11 protein-coding genes and 1 pseudogene are annotated in these 14,656 nt (G+C 65.4%); 4 read left to right on the top strand and 8 right to left on the bottom strand.

The features are described 5' to 3' along the window. Positions 1 to 47: 47 nt before the first annotated feature. The 3 genes from glpX to GOACH_RS23335 all read right to left on the bottom strand — a co-directional run bounded on the left by glpX (position 48) and on the right by GOACH_RS23335 (position 3,519). The gene (glpX, locus tag GOACH_RS11830) at positions 48 to 1,043 is read right to left on the bottom strand and encodes a class II fructose-bisphosphatase (RefSeq protein ID WP_005174867.1); all 996 of its coding nucleotides are present in this window, start codon (positions 1,041 to 1,043) and stop codon (positions 48 to 50) included. A 134-nt stretch (positions 1,044 to 1,177) separates the two neighbouring features. Next, the gene (locus GOACH_RS11825; protein WP_005174863.1) at positions 1,178 to 1,987 is read right to left on the bottom strand and encodes an amino acid ABC transporter ATP-binding protein; all 810 of its coding nucleotides are present in this window, start codon (positions 1,985 to 1,987) and stop codon (positions 1,178 to 1,180) included. Then, positions 1,984 to 3,519, bottom strand: coding sequence for an ABC transporter permease subunit (locus GOACH_RS23335; RefSeq protein WP_005174861.1), 1,536 nt, complete (start codon positions 3,517 to 3,519; stop codon positions 1,984 to 1,986). The genes GOACH_RS11825 and GOACH_RS23335 overlap by 4 nt, the downstream gene beginning before the upstream one ends. Before the next feature lie 114 nt (positions 3,520 to 3,633). Between GOACH_RS23335 and GOACH_RS11810 the strand changes: the two genes are divergently transcribed. Then, the gene (locus GOACH_RS11810; protein ID WP_005174858.1) at positions 3,634 to 4,206 is read left to right on the top strand and encodes a DUF4245 domain-containing protein; all 573 of its coding nucleotides are present in this window, start codon (positions 3,634 to 3,636) and stop codon (positions 4,204 to 4,206) included. 75 nt (positions 4,207 to 4,281) lie between these two features. On the opposite strand, the gene GOACH_RS11805 is transcribed toward GOACH_RS11810, so the two are convergent. The 3 genes from GOACH_RS11805 to GOACH_RS11795 form a co-directional block, all read right to left on the bottom strand. Beyond that, on the bottom strand, positions 4,282 to 4,575 hold the full coding sequence (locus tag GOACH_RS11805) for an exodeoxyribonuclease VII small subunit (protein ID WP_005174857.1): 294 nt from the start codon (positions 4,573 to 4,575) through the stop codon (positions 4,282 to 4,284). Beyond that, a complete protein-coding gene (gene xseA, locus GOACH_RS11800; RefSeq protein ID WP_005174854.1) occupies positions 4,572 to 5,813 on the bottom strand; it encodes an exodeoxyribonuclease VII large subunit in 1,242 nt (413 codons plus the stop codon). Before xseA ends, GOACH_RS11805 begins: the two co-directional genes overlap by 4 nt. A 113-nt stretch (positions 5,814 to 5,926) precedes the next feature. Beyond that, the gene (locus tag GOACH_RS11795; RefSeq protein ID WP_040518527.1) at positions 5,927 to 6,805 is read right to left on the bottom strand and encodes a lipid droplet-associated protein; all 879 of its coding nucleotides are present in this window, start codon (positions 6,803 to 6,805) and stop codon (positions 5,927 to 5,929) included. An 83-nt stretch (positions 6,806 to 6,888) separates the two neighbouring features. Here GOACH_RS11795 and GOACH_RS11790 point away from each other — a divergent pair, with 83 nt between their 5' ends. Further along, positions 6,889 to 7,842 (top strand): 4-hydroxy-3-methylbut-2-enyl diphosphate reductase, encoded by a 954-nt coding sequence (locus tag GOACH_RS11790; RefSeq protein ID WP_005174850.1) that lies wholly within the window; start codon positions 6,889 to 6,891, stop codon positions 7,840 to 7,842. A 70-nt stretch (positions 7,843 to 7,912) separates the two neighbouring features. Here GOACH_RS11790 and mycP read toward each other — a convergent pair whose 3' ends face one another. Together mycP and eccD are read right to left on the bottom strand one after the other, a co-directional pair. Further along, the gene (mycP, locus tag GOACH_RS11785; protein ID WP_005174849.1) at positions 7,913 to 9,262 is read right to left on the bottom strand and encodes a type VII secretion-associated serine protease mycosin; all 1,350 of its coding nucleotides are present in this window, start codon (positions 9,260 to 9,262) and stop codon (positions 7,913 to 7,915) included. A 35-nt stretch (positions 9,263 to 9,297) separates the two neighbouring features. Continuing rightward, complete coding sequence (gene eccD / locus GOACH_RS11780) at positions 9,298 to 10,827, bottom strand: type VII secretion integral membrane protein EccD (protein ID WP_040518485.1); 1,530 nt, start codon at positions 10,825 to 10,827, stop codon at positions 9,298 to 9,300. Between the two features lie 126 nt (positions 10,828 to 10,953). On the opposite strand from eccD, the pseudogene eccCa reads away from it, so the two are divergent. Both eccCa and GOACH_RS11770 read left to right on the top strand, forming a co-directional pair. Beyond that, positions 10,954 to 12,588: pseudogene (eccCa, locus tag GOACH_RS11775) on the top strand (type VII secretion protein EccCa); the annotation flags it as partial. Beyond that, positions 12,582 to 13,913 carry a recombinase family protein gene (locus GOACH_RS11770; protein WP_005174845.1) on the top strand — a complete coding sequence of 444 codons (1,332 nt, stop codon included), beginning with the start codon at positions 12,582 to 12,584 and terminating at the stop codon, positions 13,911 to 13,913. The pseudogene eccCa and the gene GOACH_RS11770, both read left to right, overlap by 7 nt. Positions 13,914 to 14,656: the final 743 nt, after the last annotated feature.

Genomic DNA, 14,656 nt, shown 5'->3' with positions numbered 1-14,656 from the left:
ATCGCCGCGTCCACCTTCGCGGGTGGGCGCGGCGATCGCGGTGGAGACTAGATGTCGAGGCGGGCGTACTCGCGCAGCTTGGTGGTGCGGTGCACGGCCTCGATGCGCCGGATGGTTCCCGACTTCGAGCGCATGACGAGCGAGCGGGTGGTCGCCCCACCGGGACGGTAGGTCACGCCGCGGAGCATGTCGCCGTTCGTGACTCCGGTTGCTGCGAAGAAGCAGTTCTCGCCGCTGACGAGATCGTCGGTGCCCAGCACACGGTTGAGGTCGTGTCCGGCGTCGATCGCCTTCTGGCGCTCCTCGTCGTTGCGAGGCCACAGCTTGCCCTGGATCTCGCCGCCCATGCACTTCATCGCGACCGCGGTGATGATGCCTTCAGGGGTGCCGCCGACACCCATCAGCATGTCGACGGTCGAGTAGTCGCCCGCTGCGGCGATCGCGCCTGCGACGTCGCCATCGGAGATGAGACGGATCTTGGCGCCTGCCTTGCGGATCTCGCCGATCAGGTCGGCGTGACGCGGACGGTCGAGGACGACGACCGTCAGGTCGCCGACGTCGATGCCCTTGGCCTTGGCGACCGAGTTGATATTCCACTCGACGGACTCGTCGATGTTGATCGCGCCCTTGGCATCCGGCCCGACGGCGATCTTGTCCATGTAGAAGACCGCCGACGGGTCGTACATCGTGCCGCGCTCGCTGACCGCGATGACGGCGATCGAGTTGGGGCGGCCTTCGGCCATCAGGGTGGTGCCATCGATGGGGTCGACCGCGACGTCGCAGTCGGGTCCCTGCCCGTTACCCACTTCCTCGCCGTTGAAGAGCATCGGCGCTTCGTCTTTCTCGCCCTCGCCGATCACCACGACGCCGCGCATCGATACCGTCGAGAGGAGTTCGCGCATGGCGTCGACGGCAGCGCCGTCGCCCTTCTTCTTCTCGCCGCGTCCCACCCAGCGGCCCGCGGCGAGTGCCGCGGCCTCGGTGACCCGCACCAGCTCCATCGCAAGGTTACGGTCGGGTGCCTGGTGGTTCTCGGCTGTCATGTTCGATCGACTCCTCGGCATGGGGTGCGTGCGTGATACTCGGCACTCATCCTTTCACGTCGCGATGAGGCGAACGCACTCGCCCGGCAAGATCACAGGAGCCGTCGGTGCAGCGCATGCGGGTCGCGGGTCGGTCAGAGCGGGTCGAGGATCCGCCGCAGGAACTGACGCGTCCGGTCTTCGGCGGGATGGGCGATCACCTCGTCGGGGCCGCCGCGTTCGACGATCACCCCGCCGTCGACGAACAACACCTGGTCGGCGACCTCCTGTGCGAACCGGATCTCGTGCGTGACGACGACCATCGTCCAGCTCTGTTCGGCCAAACCCTTGAGAACCTTCAGTACGTCGCCGACGAGTTCGGGGTCGAGGGCCGACGTCGGTTCGTCGAACAGCAGGACCTGCGGGTGGAGCGCCACCGCACGCACGATTCCCGCGCGCTGCTGCTGACCACCGGAGAGTTCGTGCGGGTACTGGTCGCGCTTGTCGTCGAGACCGACACTCGCGAGGAGTCGTTCGGCCTCGGCAACGGCGTCGGCCCTGTCCCGATGCTGCACGACGACCGGACCCTCGATGACGTTCTCGAGGACCGTCTTGTGCGGGAAGAGGTTGTAGTTCTGGAACACCATGGCGCTCTGCGCGCGGTATGCGGCGATGTCGGCCCTGGTGTACTGCCCGCTGAAATCGATGGTCCGCGCGCCGACACGGAGAACGCCCGCATCGGGGATGTCGAGGGCGTTGAGCGACCGCAGGATCGTCGTCTTGCCCGACCCCGAGGGGCCGAGGATGACGGTCACGGTGCCCCGGTCGACGGTGAAGTCGATCCCGCGCAGGACGTGGTTGTCGCCGAAGGATTTTTCCAGTCCGACGACGTCGACGACGCGCTCGGGCGACGCGGCGTCGACGGTCCTCGGCCCGCGGTTGGTGTTCTGGTCACGGTCGGTCATCGTGTCGCGAACCTCCCCAGTCGGGATTCGAGTCTGTTCTGCAGTGCGGACAGGACGAGGCACACGATCCAGTAGTAGATCGCGGCCGTGGTGTAGAGGGCGAAGAACTCGAACGTCGGTGCGGCGGCCAACTGGGCGACACGCAAGAGCTCGGTCACCAGGATCGTCGACGCGAGAGAGGTGTCCTTGACCAACGAGATCAACGTATTGGACAAGCCGGGCACAGCGTTGCGCGCGGCCTGCGGCAGGATGATCCGACGCATCGTCGTGCGATAGTTCATGCCGATCGTCTGGGCCGCCTCGGTCTGGCCTTTCGGGACGGAGAGGATGGCGCTGCGGATGATCTCGGCGGCGTACCCGCCGACGTTGAGCGAGAACGCGACGACGGCCGCGGGAAACGGCGGCACCTTGATGCCCAGTTCGGGCAGCGCGTAGAAGATGATGAACAACTGCACGAGCAGCGGTGTGCCGCGGATGATCGAGATGTAAACCCGGGCCAGCCAGTTGATCACCCGCGTCTCCGAGAGCCTGGCCAGTGCCACCACCAATGCGATCACCAACCCGACCACGAAGCTGATCGCGGCGAGTGGGATGGTCACGGTGATCGTGGCCTTTGCCATGGGCCACAGGTTGTTGCCGATGATCTTCCAGGTGCTTCGCGGAACGGCCTGTTGTTGCCCGGCCGCCGCGCTGCCGCTCGCGTCGGCTTTGAGGTACTTCTGCGAGATTCTCGACAGTGTTCCGTCAGCGCTGAGCTCGTCGAGCGCCTTGTTGATGTCGCCGGTGATGCCGCTGTCTTTCCTGGCCGCGAATGCCTGCTCGCTCGTGTCCCCGGTCTTGGCGGCGATCTTGACACTCGTATCGCCGGTCTCGGCGAAGTAGGCGTAGACGGCGACGCTGTCGTTGACCGTCGCCTGGACGCGGCCCTGATTGAGCAGCTTGATCGCCTGGGTGAACCCTTCGACCGACTCGACGTTCGCCCCCGCGTCCCTGGCCACCTGGGCCCAGTTGCTCGTCGCCGACTGCGCGGTGGTCTTGCCCCGCAGATCGTCGAGCGAGCGGATCGAGTTGTCGTCGGCGCGAGTGACGATGACCCCTTCGCTCACGGCGTACGGCTTGGAGAGGTCGTATTTCGCTTTGCGTTCGGGTGTCACCGACACCTGATTGGCGACGACGTCGAATCGGCCTGCCTCGAGGCCGGCAAAGATGGAATCCCATGGGGTGGTGACGAATTCGGTACGCACCCCCAGCTTGTCGGCCACCGCATTCGCGACGTCGACGTCGTAGCCGGCGAGTTCACCGGTCGTCGGATCGCGATAGCTGAACGGGGCGTAGGTGCCTTCGGTTCCGACGCGCAAAACTCCCGACGAGCGGATCTCGTCCATGCCGTTGCGTTGGTCGTCGGAGGTGCCGCATGCGGCGAGTGCTCCGGCCGCGATCAGCGTCGACAACACGGCGATGGCGATGCGACCTCTGCCGCCGAACCGGACGATGCAACCGACACGGGACACGACGAGCTGTAGCGCGCGCATAGGAAACGGTACCGCGAGGCGACGACACGGGCGTGGACGCGAGTTGTGGCGGCGGGCACGCTCGTCGAGGGGCGCGGCACGAGGTGTCTTCGGCGACTGGGATACTCGTGACCCATGGCGAGCAAACCCCGCATTCTGACCAGCGGCAAGGACATGATCTGGACGCTGATCCCGTTGCTCGCGGTCTGCGCGCTCGTCGCCATTGCCTCGGGCAACTGCTCGGTCGGTCTCACCGGCACGGCGTCGGACGACAAGACACCCGCCTACGACGTCCGCAGCGGACTGGCCGCCGACGCCAGGATCATGCCGTTTCCCATTCGACGACCGGCGACCCCGGAGGGGTGGAAACCGAACTCCGGCAGCACCCAGGAGATCGCGAACTCGACGTCGAGCAACGTCGGTTGGGTCACCGGCACCGGCGCGTATCTCCAGCTCACACAGACCAATGCGTCAGAGGACGACCTCGTCGAGAAACTCGGCGGCGACGACGTGTCGTCGGGAACCGGCACCAAGGAGATCGACGGCCACACGTGGGTGGCCTACTCGACGCACGACGGCAACAAGTTCTGGATCACCGACCTGTCAGACGTGCGGATCGCGGTGATGTCGCGCGGCCCCGATTCCGAGATGGCGCAGATGGCGCAGTCGGTGTTGGCCCAGCAGCCGTTGCCCAAGACGAGTTCCTGACGTCGAGTTCCTGACGTCGAGTTGCTGGCAGCGGTTTCCCGACAACGAGTTGCTGGCTCGGCGGCGTGCGCCGGGTCAGTCGTCGAACTCGTCCTCCGCTGAGTCATCGACGTCTGAGTCCCCACCGTCTGAATCGTCGGCCTCGTGCGACAGCGCGGCCTCGATCCGGTCGCGCGCTCCGGTCAAATGTTCCTCGCACCGCGTGGCCAGTGCTTCGCCTCGTTCCCAGAGCGCCAGCGATGCGTCGAGGTCGAGGCCACCGTGTTCGAGCGCGGTGACCACCTCGACGAGTTCGTCGCGGGCCTGCTCGTAGCCGAGCTGCTCCACCGGAATCGGCGTTGCGGACGTGCCTTTCGCTTGGCCGGTCACTTCGTGCTCCTCTTCGTGTGGTCGGTGCTCTCGGCGGGTTCTGTGGGTCCGTCGGCCGGGGTGGCGACCTGTGCCGACGCGGCGCCGTCGCCGACACGGATGCGGAGACGGGCGCCCGCGGGCATCTGTTCGGTCGAGGTCACCACATGGGGATCACCGGCGTCGACGCGCTGGACGACGGCGTAGCCGCGCGCCAGGGTCTGAGCGGGTCCGAGTGTGGCCAGGCGGGCAGAGAGATGCTCGACGCGGCGCTCCTCGGCGTCGACCATCCGGGTGACGTCACGGCGGATGTCGCGTCGCATGCGCTCGACGTCGTCGGCGCGTCGGTCGATCATGGTGAACGGATTGGCCAGTACCGGCCGCGCACGCAGGCCCGCGATCACCCGATCCTCGCGGTGCACCCAGTTCCGGAGGGCGTGGGCACTGCGTCGACGCATCTCGGCGATGCCTGCCAGCTCGGCGGTCACGTCGGGGACCACGCGCTTGGCCGCGTCGGTCGGGGTGGCTGCCCGGACGTCGGCGACGTAGTCGAGGAGCGGATTGTCGGGTTCGTGCCCGATGGCGCTGATCACCGGCGTGGTGCATGCCACGACGGCCCGCAGCAGCGTCTCATCGGAGAAGGGGAGGAGATCCTCCACGCTGCCCCCGCCGCGGGCGATGACGATCACGTCGATCTCCGGGTCGGCGTCGAGTTCGGCGAGGTGCGCGAGAATGCGCGGCACGGCCGTCGGCCCCTGAACGGGTGCATCGCGTACCGCGAAACGCGCCTGGGACCAGCGGGCGGACGCCACTGACATCACATCGCGTTGCGCGGCGCTCGCCCGCCCGGAGATCAGGCCGATCGCGCGTGGCAGAAACGGAAGTGGACGTTTGAGCCGCGGATCGAAGAGTCCCTCGGCAGCGAGCAGTTGCTTGAGACGCTCGATGCGCAGCAGCAGCTGGCCGACGCCGATGGGACGGATGTCGGTGACGCGCAACGAGATGGTGCCGCGTCCCGCGTAGAAGTCGGGTCGGCCGAGCATCACCACGTGGCTGCCCTCGGTGACCGGAACCTCCGTGCGCATCAGCAGATCGGGGTTGCAGGTGACGGTGATCGAGATGTCGGCGGCCGGATCACGCAGCGTCAGAAACGACGTGCGTGTTCCGGGACGACGAGAAAGCTGGGTGACCTGACCCTCCACCCAGATCTGTCCGAGCCGGTTGATCCACTCGGCGATCTTGCGGTTGACGGTGCGCACCGGCCACGGGTTGTCCGCGGTGTTGCCGTTGTCCCGATTTCCGGTCCTCGTGGAACTGCCACCCGACGGCGATCCCTGCGCCGGATTTTCTGACGGCGACCCCTGCGCCGGGATCACGAGCTGGGCGAGCGCTTGTTCTGCGCGGTGATCCGGTTGTCGAGCATGGTGACGAACGGCGCACGGTTCTTGGTCGCCGTCTCGTAGGCGACGAGAGCTGTGAGGTCGTCGACATCGACGGAACGCAGTTTGGCGCGCAGCTGCGCCAAGGTCAGGGTGTCGTACTCGATGAACTCGACGATCTCGGGCTTGTCGACGTCGGGAAGGTCGTCGCCGGGCGTGGCCGTCTCGCCCGTGATCAGGTCGGCCGGAGCCGAGCTGTAGAGAGCAAAACGCCCGGCGTCGGCTCGCGGTGCCGGGTTCTCGGGCGTCGAGTCCGTCGACGCGGACTTGGTGGGCATCGACTTGGTGGGCGTCGACTTCGTGGGCGTTGACTTCTTGGGAGTGGGTGTCGAGTCCTTGGACGCGGGCTTCGTGGGTGTCGCCTTCGTGGGCGTCGACTTCTTGGGAGCGGACTTCTTGGCAGCGGACTTTGTTGTCGCAGGCGTGTCGGGTGAGGACTTCGCGGTCGTCGGGGGTTTCGTGACGGTCGCCGGCGCGGCGTGCAGCGTCGTGACCTTGGCGGTCGTGGCCTCGGCGCCGGGTTTGTCGGCGCTTTCGATGGGTGTCCCCGGGTCGATCTCGGTGAGTTCGTCCTCGTCGAAACGCGCCCACTCGGGCTGTTCGTCGGCCTTGTCGAAAATGAGGTCCAGGGCCTCGTCGCCCTTGATCGCGAGTTCGGCGATCTGCTGCTGCGCCCGCATCCCGGCTTGCAGCGTCTGACTGACCGCTGTCATCGGCAGCGTGAACAGGCGAGTCGGTAGTCGACGGGTCTCTTCGAGTGCCACGACGATGAGACCTGCGGCGATACGTGCAGGATAAGGTGCGCGAACCATGACAACACTCTGCCATCTGGGCTGCGTCACACCAACCCGGCGCACGACGGTCGGTAGGTCGTCGACCACGTACCCTGGGAACCATGTCTGAATCCAAGCGTGTCCTGCTGGCCGAGCCGCGCGGTTACTGCGCGGGCGTCGACCGAGCGGTGGAGACCGTCGAACGCGCCCTGGACAAGCACGGCGCACCCGTCTATGTGCGTAAAGAGATCGTCCACAATCGTCACGTCGTGGACACGCTTACCGAGCGTGGAGCGGTGTTCGTCGGCGAGACCGACGAGGTTCCCGAGGGCGCGATCGTCGTGTTCTCCGCTCATGGCGTGTCGCCTGAAGTACATCGGACCGCCGCCGAGCGCAGCCTGAAGACGATCGACGCCACGTGTCCGCTGGTGACCAAGGTGCACCAGGAGGCCAAGCGTTTCGCCCGCGATGACTACGACATCCTGCTGATCGGCCACGAGGGCCACGAGGAGGTCGAGGGCACCTCGGGTGAGGCCCCTGAGCACATCCAGATCGTCGACGGGCCCGACAGCGTCGACGGTGTCACGGTGCGCGACGAGTCGAAGGTGATCTGGCTGTCGCAGACCACGCTCTCGGTCGACGAGACCATGGAAACCGTGCGTCGGCTCCGCGAGAAATTCCCCGAGATGGCCGATCCGCCCAGCGACGACATCTGCTACGCCACCCAGAACCGGCAGGTCGCCGTCAAGGCCATGGCACCGCAGTGCGACCTCGTGATCGTGGTGGGGTCCAAGAACTCGTCCAACTCGGTACGCCTCGTCGAGGTCGCCGTGCAGAACGGCGCCAAGGACGGACACCTCGTCGACTACGCCCGCGAGATCGACGACGCCTGGCTCGACGGCGTTTCGACGGTCGGCGTCACCTCGGGCGCGTCGGTTCCCGAGGTGCTGGTGCGCGGCGTACTCGACTACCTGGCCGAGCGCGGCTACGACACCGTCGAGAAGGTCAACACGGCCGAGGAGACACTGACATTCGCGTTGCCGCGCGAGCTGCGGCCCGCGCGAACGGCCAAGTAGCAGAAGGTCATCGGAAGCGGTGGTCCGATGCCGGGTCACCCGCGGCAGGGCCACCGCTGTAGGGCTTCGTTCAGTAGTCGTCGGGGTCGAGCGCGCGTACGCGACGGTGCGGCAGAGCGAGCGCGAGCACGACGAGGACGAGCACAATCGCCGCGCCACCACCGATCACCGCGACGTTTCGAGCGGTGTGGTCGGGAGCCGGTGGTCGCGTCGGTGCGGCGATCGCGTGCGGGACCGCTCCGGCGCGTGGAGCATCGTCGAGCTCCGCGGTGAGGGCGGCGAGGGGATCTATCACCCCGAAGCCGATGCGGGTGTCCCGCCCGGTTCCCGGTGCATGGGCCGTTCTGGTGACACGATCGATCACCGCAGCGGCGGTCAGGTGCGGGTAACGGGCACGGATGAGCGCGACGATTCCGCTCACGTAGGCCGTCGAGAAACTGGTGCCGCGCAACGGGACCGGACCCGACTCTGACTGCTGTGCAAATACGACTCGTCCCGAGCCGTCGACACTGACGACGTCGGTTCCCGGTGCTGCCACCGACACCCACGGGCCGTTGATGCTGAAGTCGCTCGGCGCGCCGCTCGCGGCGTCGACCGAGCCGACCGTGAGCACGTATGGGGAAAACCAAGCGGGACTTGCGATCATCGACACGGAGCGCCACCCTGTCGGGTCATCGCCCTTCGGTATGGGGTTCTGACTCGAGCACGCCGAGTCACGGGTGAGATTACCCGCCGCGACGACGACAACGACATCTCGCGTGTGCGCGTACCGAACCGCCGCGCCGAGTGCGCGGTCGTTGAGCTTCGTACCCACGGCGGCACACGCCACCTCGGAGATGTTGATGACCGTTGCACCGAGATCGACCGCGCGCACCACAGCGTTGGCCAGAGTGCGCACCGAACCGTAGCCGCTGCCGATATGGGGATCATCCGAATCACGAGAACGCCTGGCGCCGAAAGCCGTACTCGACTGGCGAATGGCGATGATCGACGCATCGGGTGCCACACCCGCGAAAGCGTCGGTATCGCTCGGCGAGCCCGCGATGATGCCGGCAACCAGGGTGCCGTGCGAGTCGCAATCCGACAACCCGTTGCCCGTCGATACGTAATCGCCACCAGCGATCAGCCGGGGAAGCCGTCGATTCGGCGTCACACCGGTGTCGATGACTGCGACGCGTTGACCCGCACCCCTGCCGAATCGCCAGATGTCGGCTGATCGCATCATCGCCTGTGCGCCCGTCGCAGACGAATAGCTCTCTGCAGCAATCGGTGTCGCACACAGCGTGCGTTGTTCGGTGGGCTCGGGCGGTGCCACCGGTGCGGACCTGACAAGTGCGGAGCCGTCGATGACCGGCGGTGTCACCGCGAGCGCCGGAGCCTCACTCGAGTACGTGAGCAATGCGATACATGAGATCACCACAGCCACAACCGACGAAGGGCGTGTGTGCGGCAACGTCAGAGCTCTCGCACGAGTCGGTACAGATCAAGTATCCACAGCAGCAACGGGATGACCGTGAGCAACAGTGCGTACTCGAGAAGTTCGGCGCTGCGTCGGAGCACCGGCGAGAAGTCGTGGACGGCGGCAAGCCGTCCGATGATCATGGCTCCCGCAGCAAGTGCGGTGCCGATACCGAATCCGACGAGTGCCCACGGCGAAGGGCTGCCGACCGCCAGTCCGATGAGGACTGCGATCACGGTCAGCGCACCGCCGGCAATCTGCGTAGCGGCCTGTGTGAGATCGCTGTGCGAACGGCCACGCAGGCAGAGGGCCGTGCCGATGACCATCGCGTACGCCACCGGAACGGCGTGGAATCCGGCCAGCGGCGCAGCAGTTCCGCAGGCTGCGGCCGCGGTAAGGGCCGTTGCGCCGCCGACGATACCGGTCATATACGCATTGGCGAGATGTGAACGTCGTTCGAGTGCATCGACTTTCGGAAGCGCGATGGCACCGATGGCGCCGATTCCCTCGATCGCGGGTGCTGGTTCGAACACATCGAGATCGATCGGCGCACCCGCCGTGGGCACGGGCGGAACTGGCAGCTTGGTCAGCAGGATGGTCGTGCGCGAGGCCATGCAGACGGCCAGCAGGCCGATGGCGGCCACGATCGCCGACACCTTCTCCACACCGATATCACTGAGGAGTTGCACCCCCGCGCCGACGCCTGCCAGCAGCGACGCGGTGGTCAGCGCGCTGTGTGTGATGGGACCGACTGCAGTCACGCGATATGACACGGTCGCGGCGAGCAATACCAGTGCGCACCCGAGCGCCAGGTGGGCCGAACCGAATGCGCCGGGTGGCGCCAGAAGACCCGCGGCGAACGCGAACGGCATGGCCGATGCCGACAGAACGGTCGCGGAGGTTGCGTCGTCGAAGTGCCGGGCGACAACGGCCGCAGCGACGAGGAACACCAACGCCGCGACACCGCCGAACAGGGCTGCAATGCTTCCCATCCCACCCGCTCGAGTGAGAGTCAACGACGCAGCTGCGGCCAGTGCGGCGACAAGCGTCGCAACGTATCCCGTGTAGCGTGCGGCGACAGGTGACCACGCGGCGAAGACCGAATCATTGAGTCGAGCCACCGCGTCGACGACGTCGTCGAACAAGACCGGCGACTCGCCGGTGTCGACAGACTGCAGCATCAACAGATCGCCGTCCCGTACACCCGACTCCGACAACGTGCGGTTCGGTGCGAGCGGCTCTTGGCCGACCAACGCGAGTGTCCAACGGTGCGCTCGTTCGGGAGGTTGCGTCGAGGATTCGACGTCGGGGTCGCGCTGGACGGGGACACGTGACTGTATCTGCGCGACGACCTCGCCGATCAGCAGGGCCACCGGGACTGCGGCGGGGAGCCCGACGTCGAGTTGCGTGTTTCCTCCGAGCACGGACACGCGTACGAGGGCGGGTTCGATCCGCGCGGCGTGGTTGTCGCGGTGCTCGCCGCCCGAGTTCGGGCCGACCACCCTCGACGTATCCACAGATGTCATGTTTGTCCGTTCTTCTGATGATTCGGAGCTAACATAGCGAACTACGACATCGACGACCAGCCAAGTCTCAACAGGCCTAGAAGCCATGAGGCGCAGCATGTGTCCGGGTTCTGTGGGGGAGATGAGTTGGTTTCGACGACCGAGGGATTCGTGCGTCGTGCGCGGATCGCCGCACCGCGCGCCCCCGGCGGTGAGCTGAGCATCGCACCGCCACCCGACGTCCCGCGCGTGGTCCCCGGCAACCTGCTGATGAAGCTGCTGCCGGTGGTCATGATCGTTGCGGTCATCGGGATGCTCGCTCTGATGTTCGCGACCGGTGGCCGCAACATCCTCAGCAACCCTCTGTTCATGATGTTCCCGCTGATGATGCTCATGTCCATGTTCGGCATGTTCGCCGCCAGTGGTCGGGGAGGGGGCAAACGAGCCGCGGAACTCAACGAGGAGCGTAAAGACTACTTCCGGTATCTCGGGCAGTTGCGGGAGCAGGTTCGCGATACCGTCGATGACCAGCGTGCGGCGCTCACCTGGAGTCATCCCGACCCGCGTGCGCTACCGGCGTTGATCGGGACCCGCAGGATGTGGGAGCGACGTCCGTCGGACTCCGACTTCGCGCACGTGCGGATCGGCGTCGGTGCACACGGGCTCGCGACACGTCTGATGGCGCCCGAGACCGGGCCGCCCGAAGACCTTGAACCCGTGTCGATGGTGGCATTACGCCGTTTCGTCCGAACGCATTCGGTGGTACACCGGTTGCCGACGTCGATCTCGCTTCGCGGATTTCCGGCGATCAACATCGGTGGCGCCAGGCAGGAGACGCGCGGTACGGTGCGCGCTCTGATGGCAGAGTTGTGTGTCTTTCACGGCCCCGATCATCTGCGGATCGCGATCGTCACCGCCGACCCGATCGGTGAGGCGTGGGACTGGGCGAAATGGCTCCCTCACCTGGGCCATCCACTTGCGCGCGACGGCCTGGGGGCAGTGCGCATGGTGTACGAGTCGCTCGCCGAACTCGAGTCCTCACTGGCCGCGGAACTCCTCGACCGCGGTCGTTTCAGTCGGTCCGCCCCGCCGACTGCGGGAAGAGTGCACCTCGTCGTGATCATCGACGACGGGCACGTCGTCGGAGACGAACGCCTCCTCAACGACGCGGGTACCGAGCAGGTGACGATTCTGGATCTGTCCGCCCCACCCGACGGACTCGCGGCGCGGCGCGGACTCGAGTTGGCAATCCGCGACGAAAAAGTCTGTGCGCGAAGCGCTGTCGGCGTCGAGGAGTTCGCCGACATGGATGCGCTGACGATCGCCGAGGCAGACGCGCTCGCACGCAAACTGGCTCGATACCACGTGGCGACCGCTGCGAGTATGGCCAACCTGGACTCCGAGGCCACTGCGGGCGATCCGGGTCTTCCCGCGCTCCTCGGCATCGACGACGTCGCCCGCTTCGATCCCGCTGTCGAGTGGCGCGGAAGGGTCGGCCGGGAACGGCTGCGTGTGCCGATCGGATTTCAGCCGAACGGAACCCCGGTCGAGCTCGACATCAAAGAAAGCGCGCATGGCGGAACAGGACCGCACGGATTATGTATCGGTGCAACAGGCTCGGGGAAGTCGGAGTTCTTGCGCACGCTCGTCGTGTCCTTGCTGGCGACGCACTCACCCGCCGAGTTGAACCTCGTCCTCGTCGACTTCAAGGGCGGCGCAACGTTCCTGGGTGTTGTTTGTCCAGTTACACACCTAAACGCGCTATCGTCATTGGTATGTCGACCGCCATCTACTGCCGAATCAGCTCAGACCCTCGAGGTACCGAGCTCGGTGTCGACCGACAAGAGCAAGACTGCCGGAAGCTCGCAGAAACCCTGGGATGGAACAACATCCGCGTGTTCGTCGACAACGACACCTCGGCCTTCTCCGGTAAGCGCCGCCCGCAGTACGAAGAGATGCTCAACGCAATCGAGGCCGGCGACATTCAGGGACTTGTTGCATGGCACTCGGACCGGCTACACCGTTCGCCGATCGAGCTCGAGCGATTCATCGAGCTAGTCGACAAGCAACGAGTCGAGATACGAACCGTCACGAGTGGCACACTCGACCTCTCCACTTCGGCTGGCCGAATGGTTGCCCGAATCCTCGGAAGTGTCGCCCGTCAAGAGAGCGAACACTCTTCGGAGCGTCGCAAACGGGCCAATGACCAGCGTGCCGCTGCGGGGGAGTGGGTCGCCACAAAAACTCCGTTCGGCTTCACCTCCGATGGCCTGCACGTCGAATCCGAGGCCCAGGCGATTCGCTCCGCAACAGCAGAAATACTCGCGGGCGGCACACTGCGAGGTGTTGCTCGGCAATGGAATGCTGCCGGCCACCGCACGCGCACTACAGGGCAGGAGTGGGGCGGGACTACGGTCAGGAGAGTGCTGCTGAACCCCCGTCACGCCGGAATGGTTGTCCACCGCGGCGATGTAGTTGGGCGGGGGCAGTGGGAACCGATTGTCGACCGAGACGATCAACTCGCAGTCGAGGCGATCCTTAGCGACCCTGCCAGACGAAACAACGTCTCCTTCGAGCGTAAATACCAAGGCACCCAGGTCTATCGCTGCGGTGTCTGCGGTAAACGTGTGCAAGTTCATCGCGCAGGAGAAAGGGTGTCCTACGCCTGTCTCGACAGACACGTGCGCCGCAACCAAGGGGCGCTGGATGAATACATTTCGGCAATTGTGGTTGGGCATTTGAGTTCGCAGCGGGTCGAGGTCAGTAGCCGACCAGACACGTCGGCGATGAGTACCAGGCGTGATGGGCTTCGTGTACGTCTCGATGAACTGGCCGCGTTGTTCGCCTCGGGTGTAATCGATGCCTCTCAGTTGGCGCGCGGCACTGGGGATCTTCGGGCTGAGCTCGAGAAGGTTGAGCGTCAGATCGCCGAAGCTAGGCAGGTGAGTCCACTCGACGGTGAGAGTGACCTGACTGCTGCGTGGAAGCGGCTCAGCCCGGATGCGCGCGGCAAGGTCATTGACGCACTCATGACTGTAACGATTCAAAGGGCTCCGCGGGGGCAGAAGCGGTTCCTACCAGAGTTTATTGATGTGGAGTGGAAATGACGCATATTCTCGAGATCTATTGCGAAGGCAACGGTGTAGCGCACGAGAGGTGGTTCGTCGCGCGATTGGTGCGCACAATCTATGCAGATGGTCGATCCGGATGGACTGTCGCTCGCGAGTTCCGATCCCGCCAACACCACAAGAATGTCTCTGGGCCGGACCCAGATGAAAGCGACTACAACCGCATCAGCTTGCAATGTGCGTGCAAGGTGGATACGGCAGGCTCGTGGCGGAAGTGCGGCGTCAACATTCAAGTCCACCGAGGGACCGCAGCGTTTGATCGCATCGTGGCGCTGTGCGATATGGCTTCAACACGCCATCTGACCGACATCTCGCTACGCACTCTTGCTGCTAGGGTTGGAGTAACGGGTTAGCGTGTCGCACCTCTGAGTGCCGCCTGAGTCTGCAAAGGCCGACCGCGTTTTAAGCCTCTCATCGGAGGGTAGTTTCTTGCTGCCTTTTGGAGGCTTCCCTTGTCTGGTGCATCTCGCACGAGTCGAACTGCTCGCGCCAAACTGGCCTACGCCACGCGCACATACGGTCCAGAATCCCATGAAGTCGCTAGCGCCAGAAGAGATTTCAGTGCTGCGCGCATCGAGGATCATGTTCGCGAACTCTTGGCGAAGGCACCGCCCCTCACTTCCGAACAACGCGAACGAATCGCGGCTCTGCTCCGCGTCGGTCCACGACCCCAGGCCGATCACGCGGACCTCGGTCTCGTCGACGTCGATCACGACGCAATC

The sequence above is a fragment of the Gordonia aichiensis NBRC 108223 genome (assembly GCF_000332975.1).
In the GTDB taxonomy this organism is placed as follows: Bacteria; Actinomycetota; Actinomycetes; order Mycobacteriales; family Mycobacteriaceae; genus Gordonia; species Gordonia aichiensis.
Note: the sequence above shows the minus strand (reverse complement) of the source record. Positions and strands in the feature narration are given on the sequence as shown.

Excerpts from the sequence above, each read along its gene's own strand:
- GOACH_RS11795 (WP_040518527.1), bottom strand. The coding sequence starts at position 6,805 with ATGGTTCGCGCACCTTATCCTGCACGTATCGCCGCAGGTCTCATCGTC.
- eccD (WP_040518485.1), bottom strand. The coding sequence starts at position 10,827 with ATGACATCTGTGGATACGTCGAGGGTGGTCGGCCCGAACTCGGGCGGC.
- GOACH_RS11770 (WP_005174845.1), top strand. The coding sequence starts at position 12,582 with ATGTCGACCGCCATCTACTGCCGAATCAGCTCAGACCCTCGAGGTACC.
- GOACH_RS11825 (WP_005174863.1), bottom strand. The coding sequence starts at position 1,987 with ATGACCGACCGTGACCAGAACACCAACCGCGGGCCGAGGACCGTCGAC.
- GOACH_RS23335 (WP_005174861.1), bottom strand. The coding sequence starts at position 3,519 with ATGCGCGCGCTACAGCTCGTCGTGTCCCGTGTCGGTTGCATCGTCCGG.
- glpX (WP_005174867.1), bottom strand. The coding sequence starts at position 1,043 with ATGACAGCCGAGAACCACCAGGCACCCGACCGTAACCTTGCGATGGAG.
- GOACH_RS11810 (WP_005174858.1), top strand. The coding sequence starts at position 3,634 with ATGGCGAGCAAACCCCGCATTCTGACCAGCGGCAAGGACATGATCTGG.
- GOACH_RS11790 (WP_005174850.1), top strand. The coding sequence starts at position 6,889 with ATGTCTGAATCCAAGCGTGTCCTGCTGGCCGAGCCGCGCGGTTACTGC.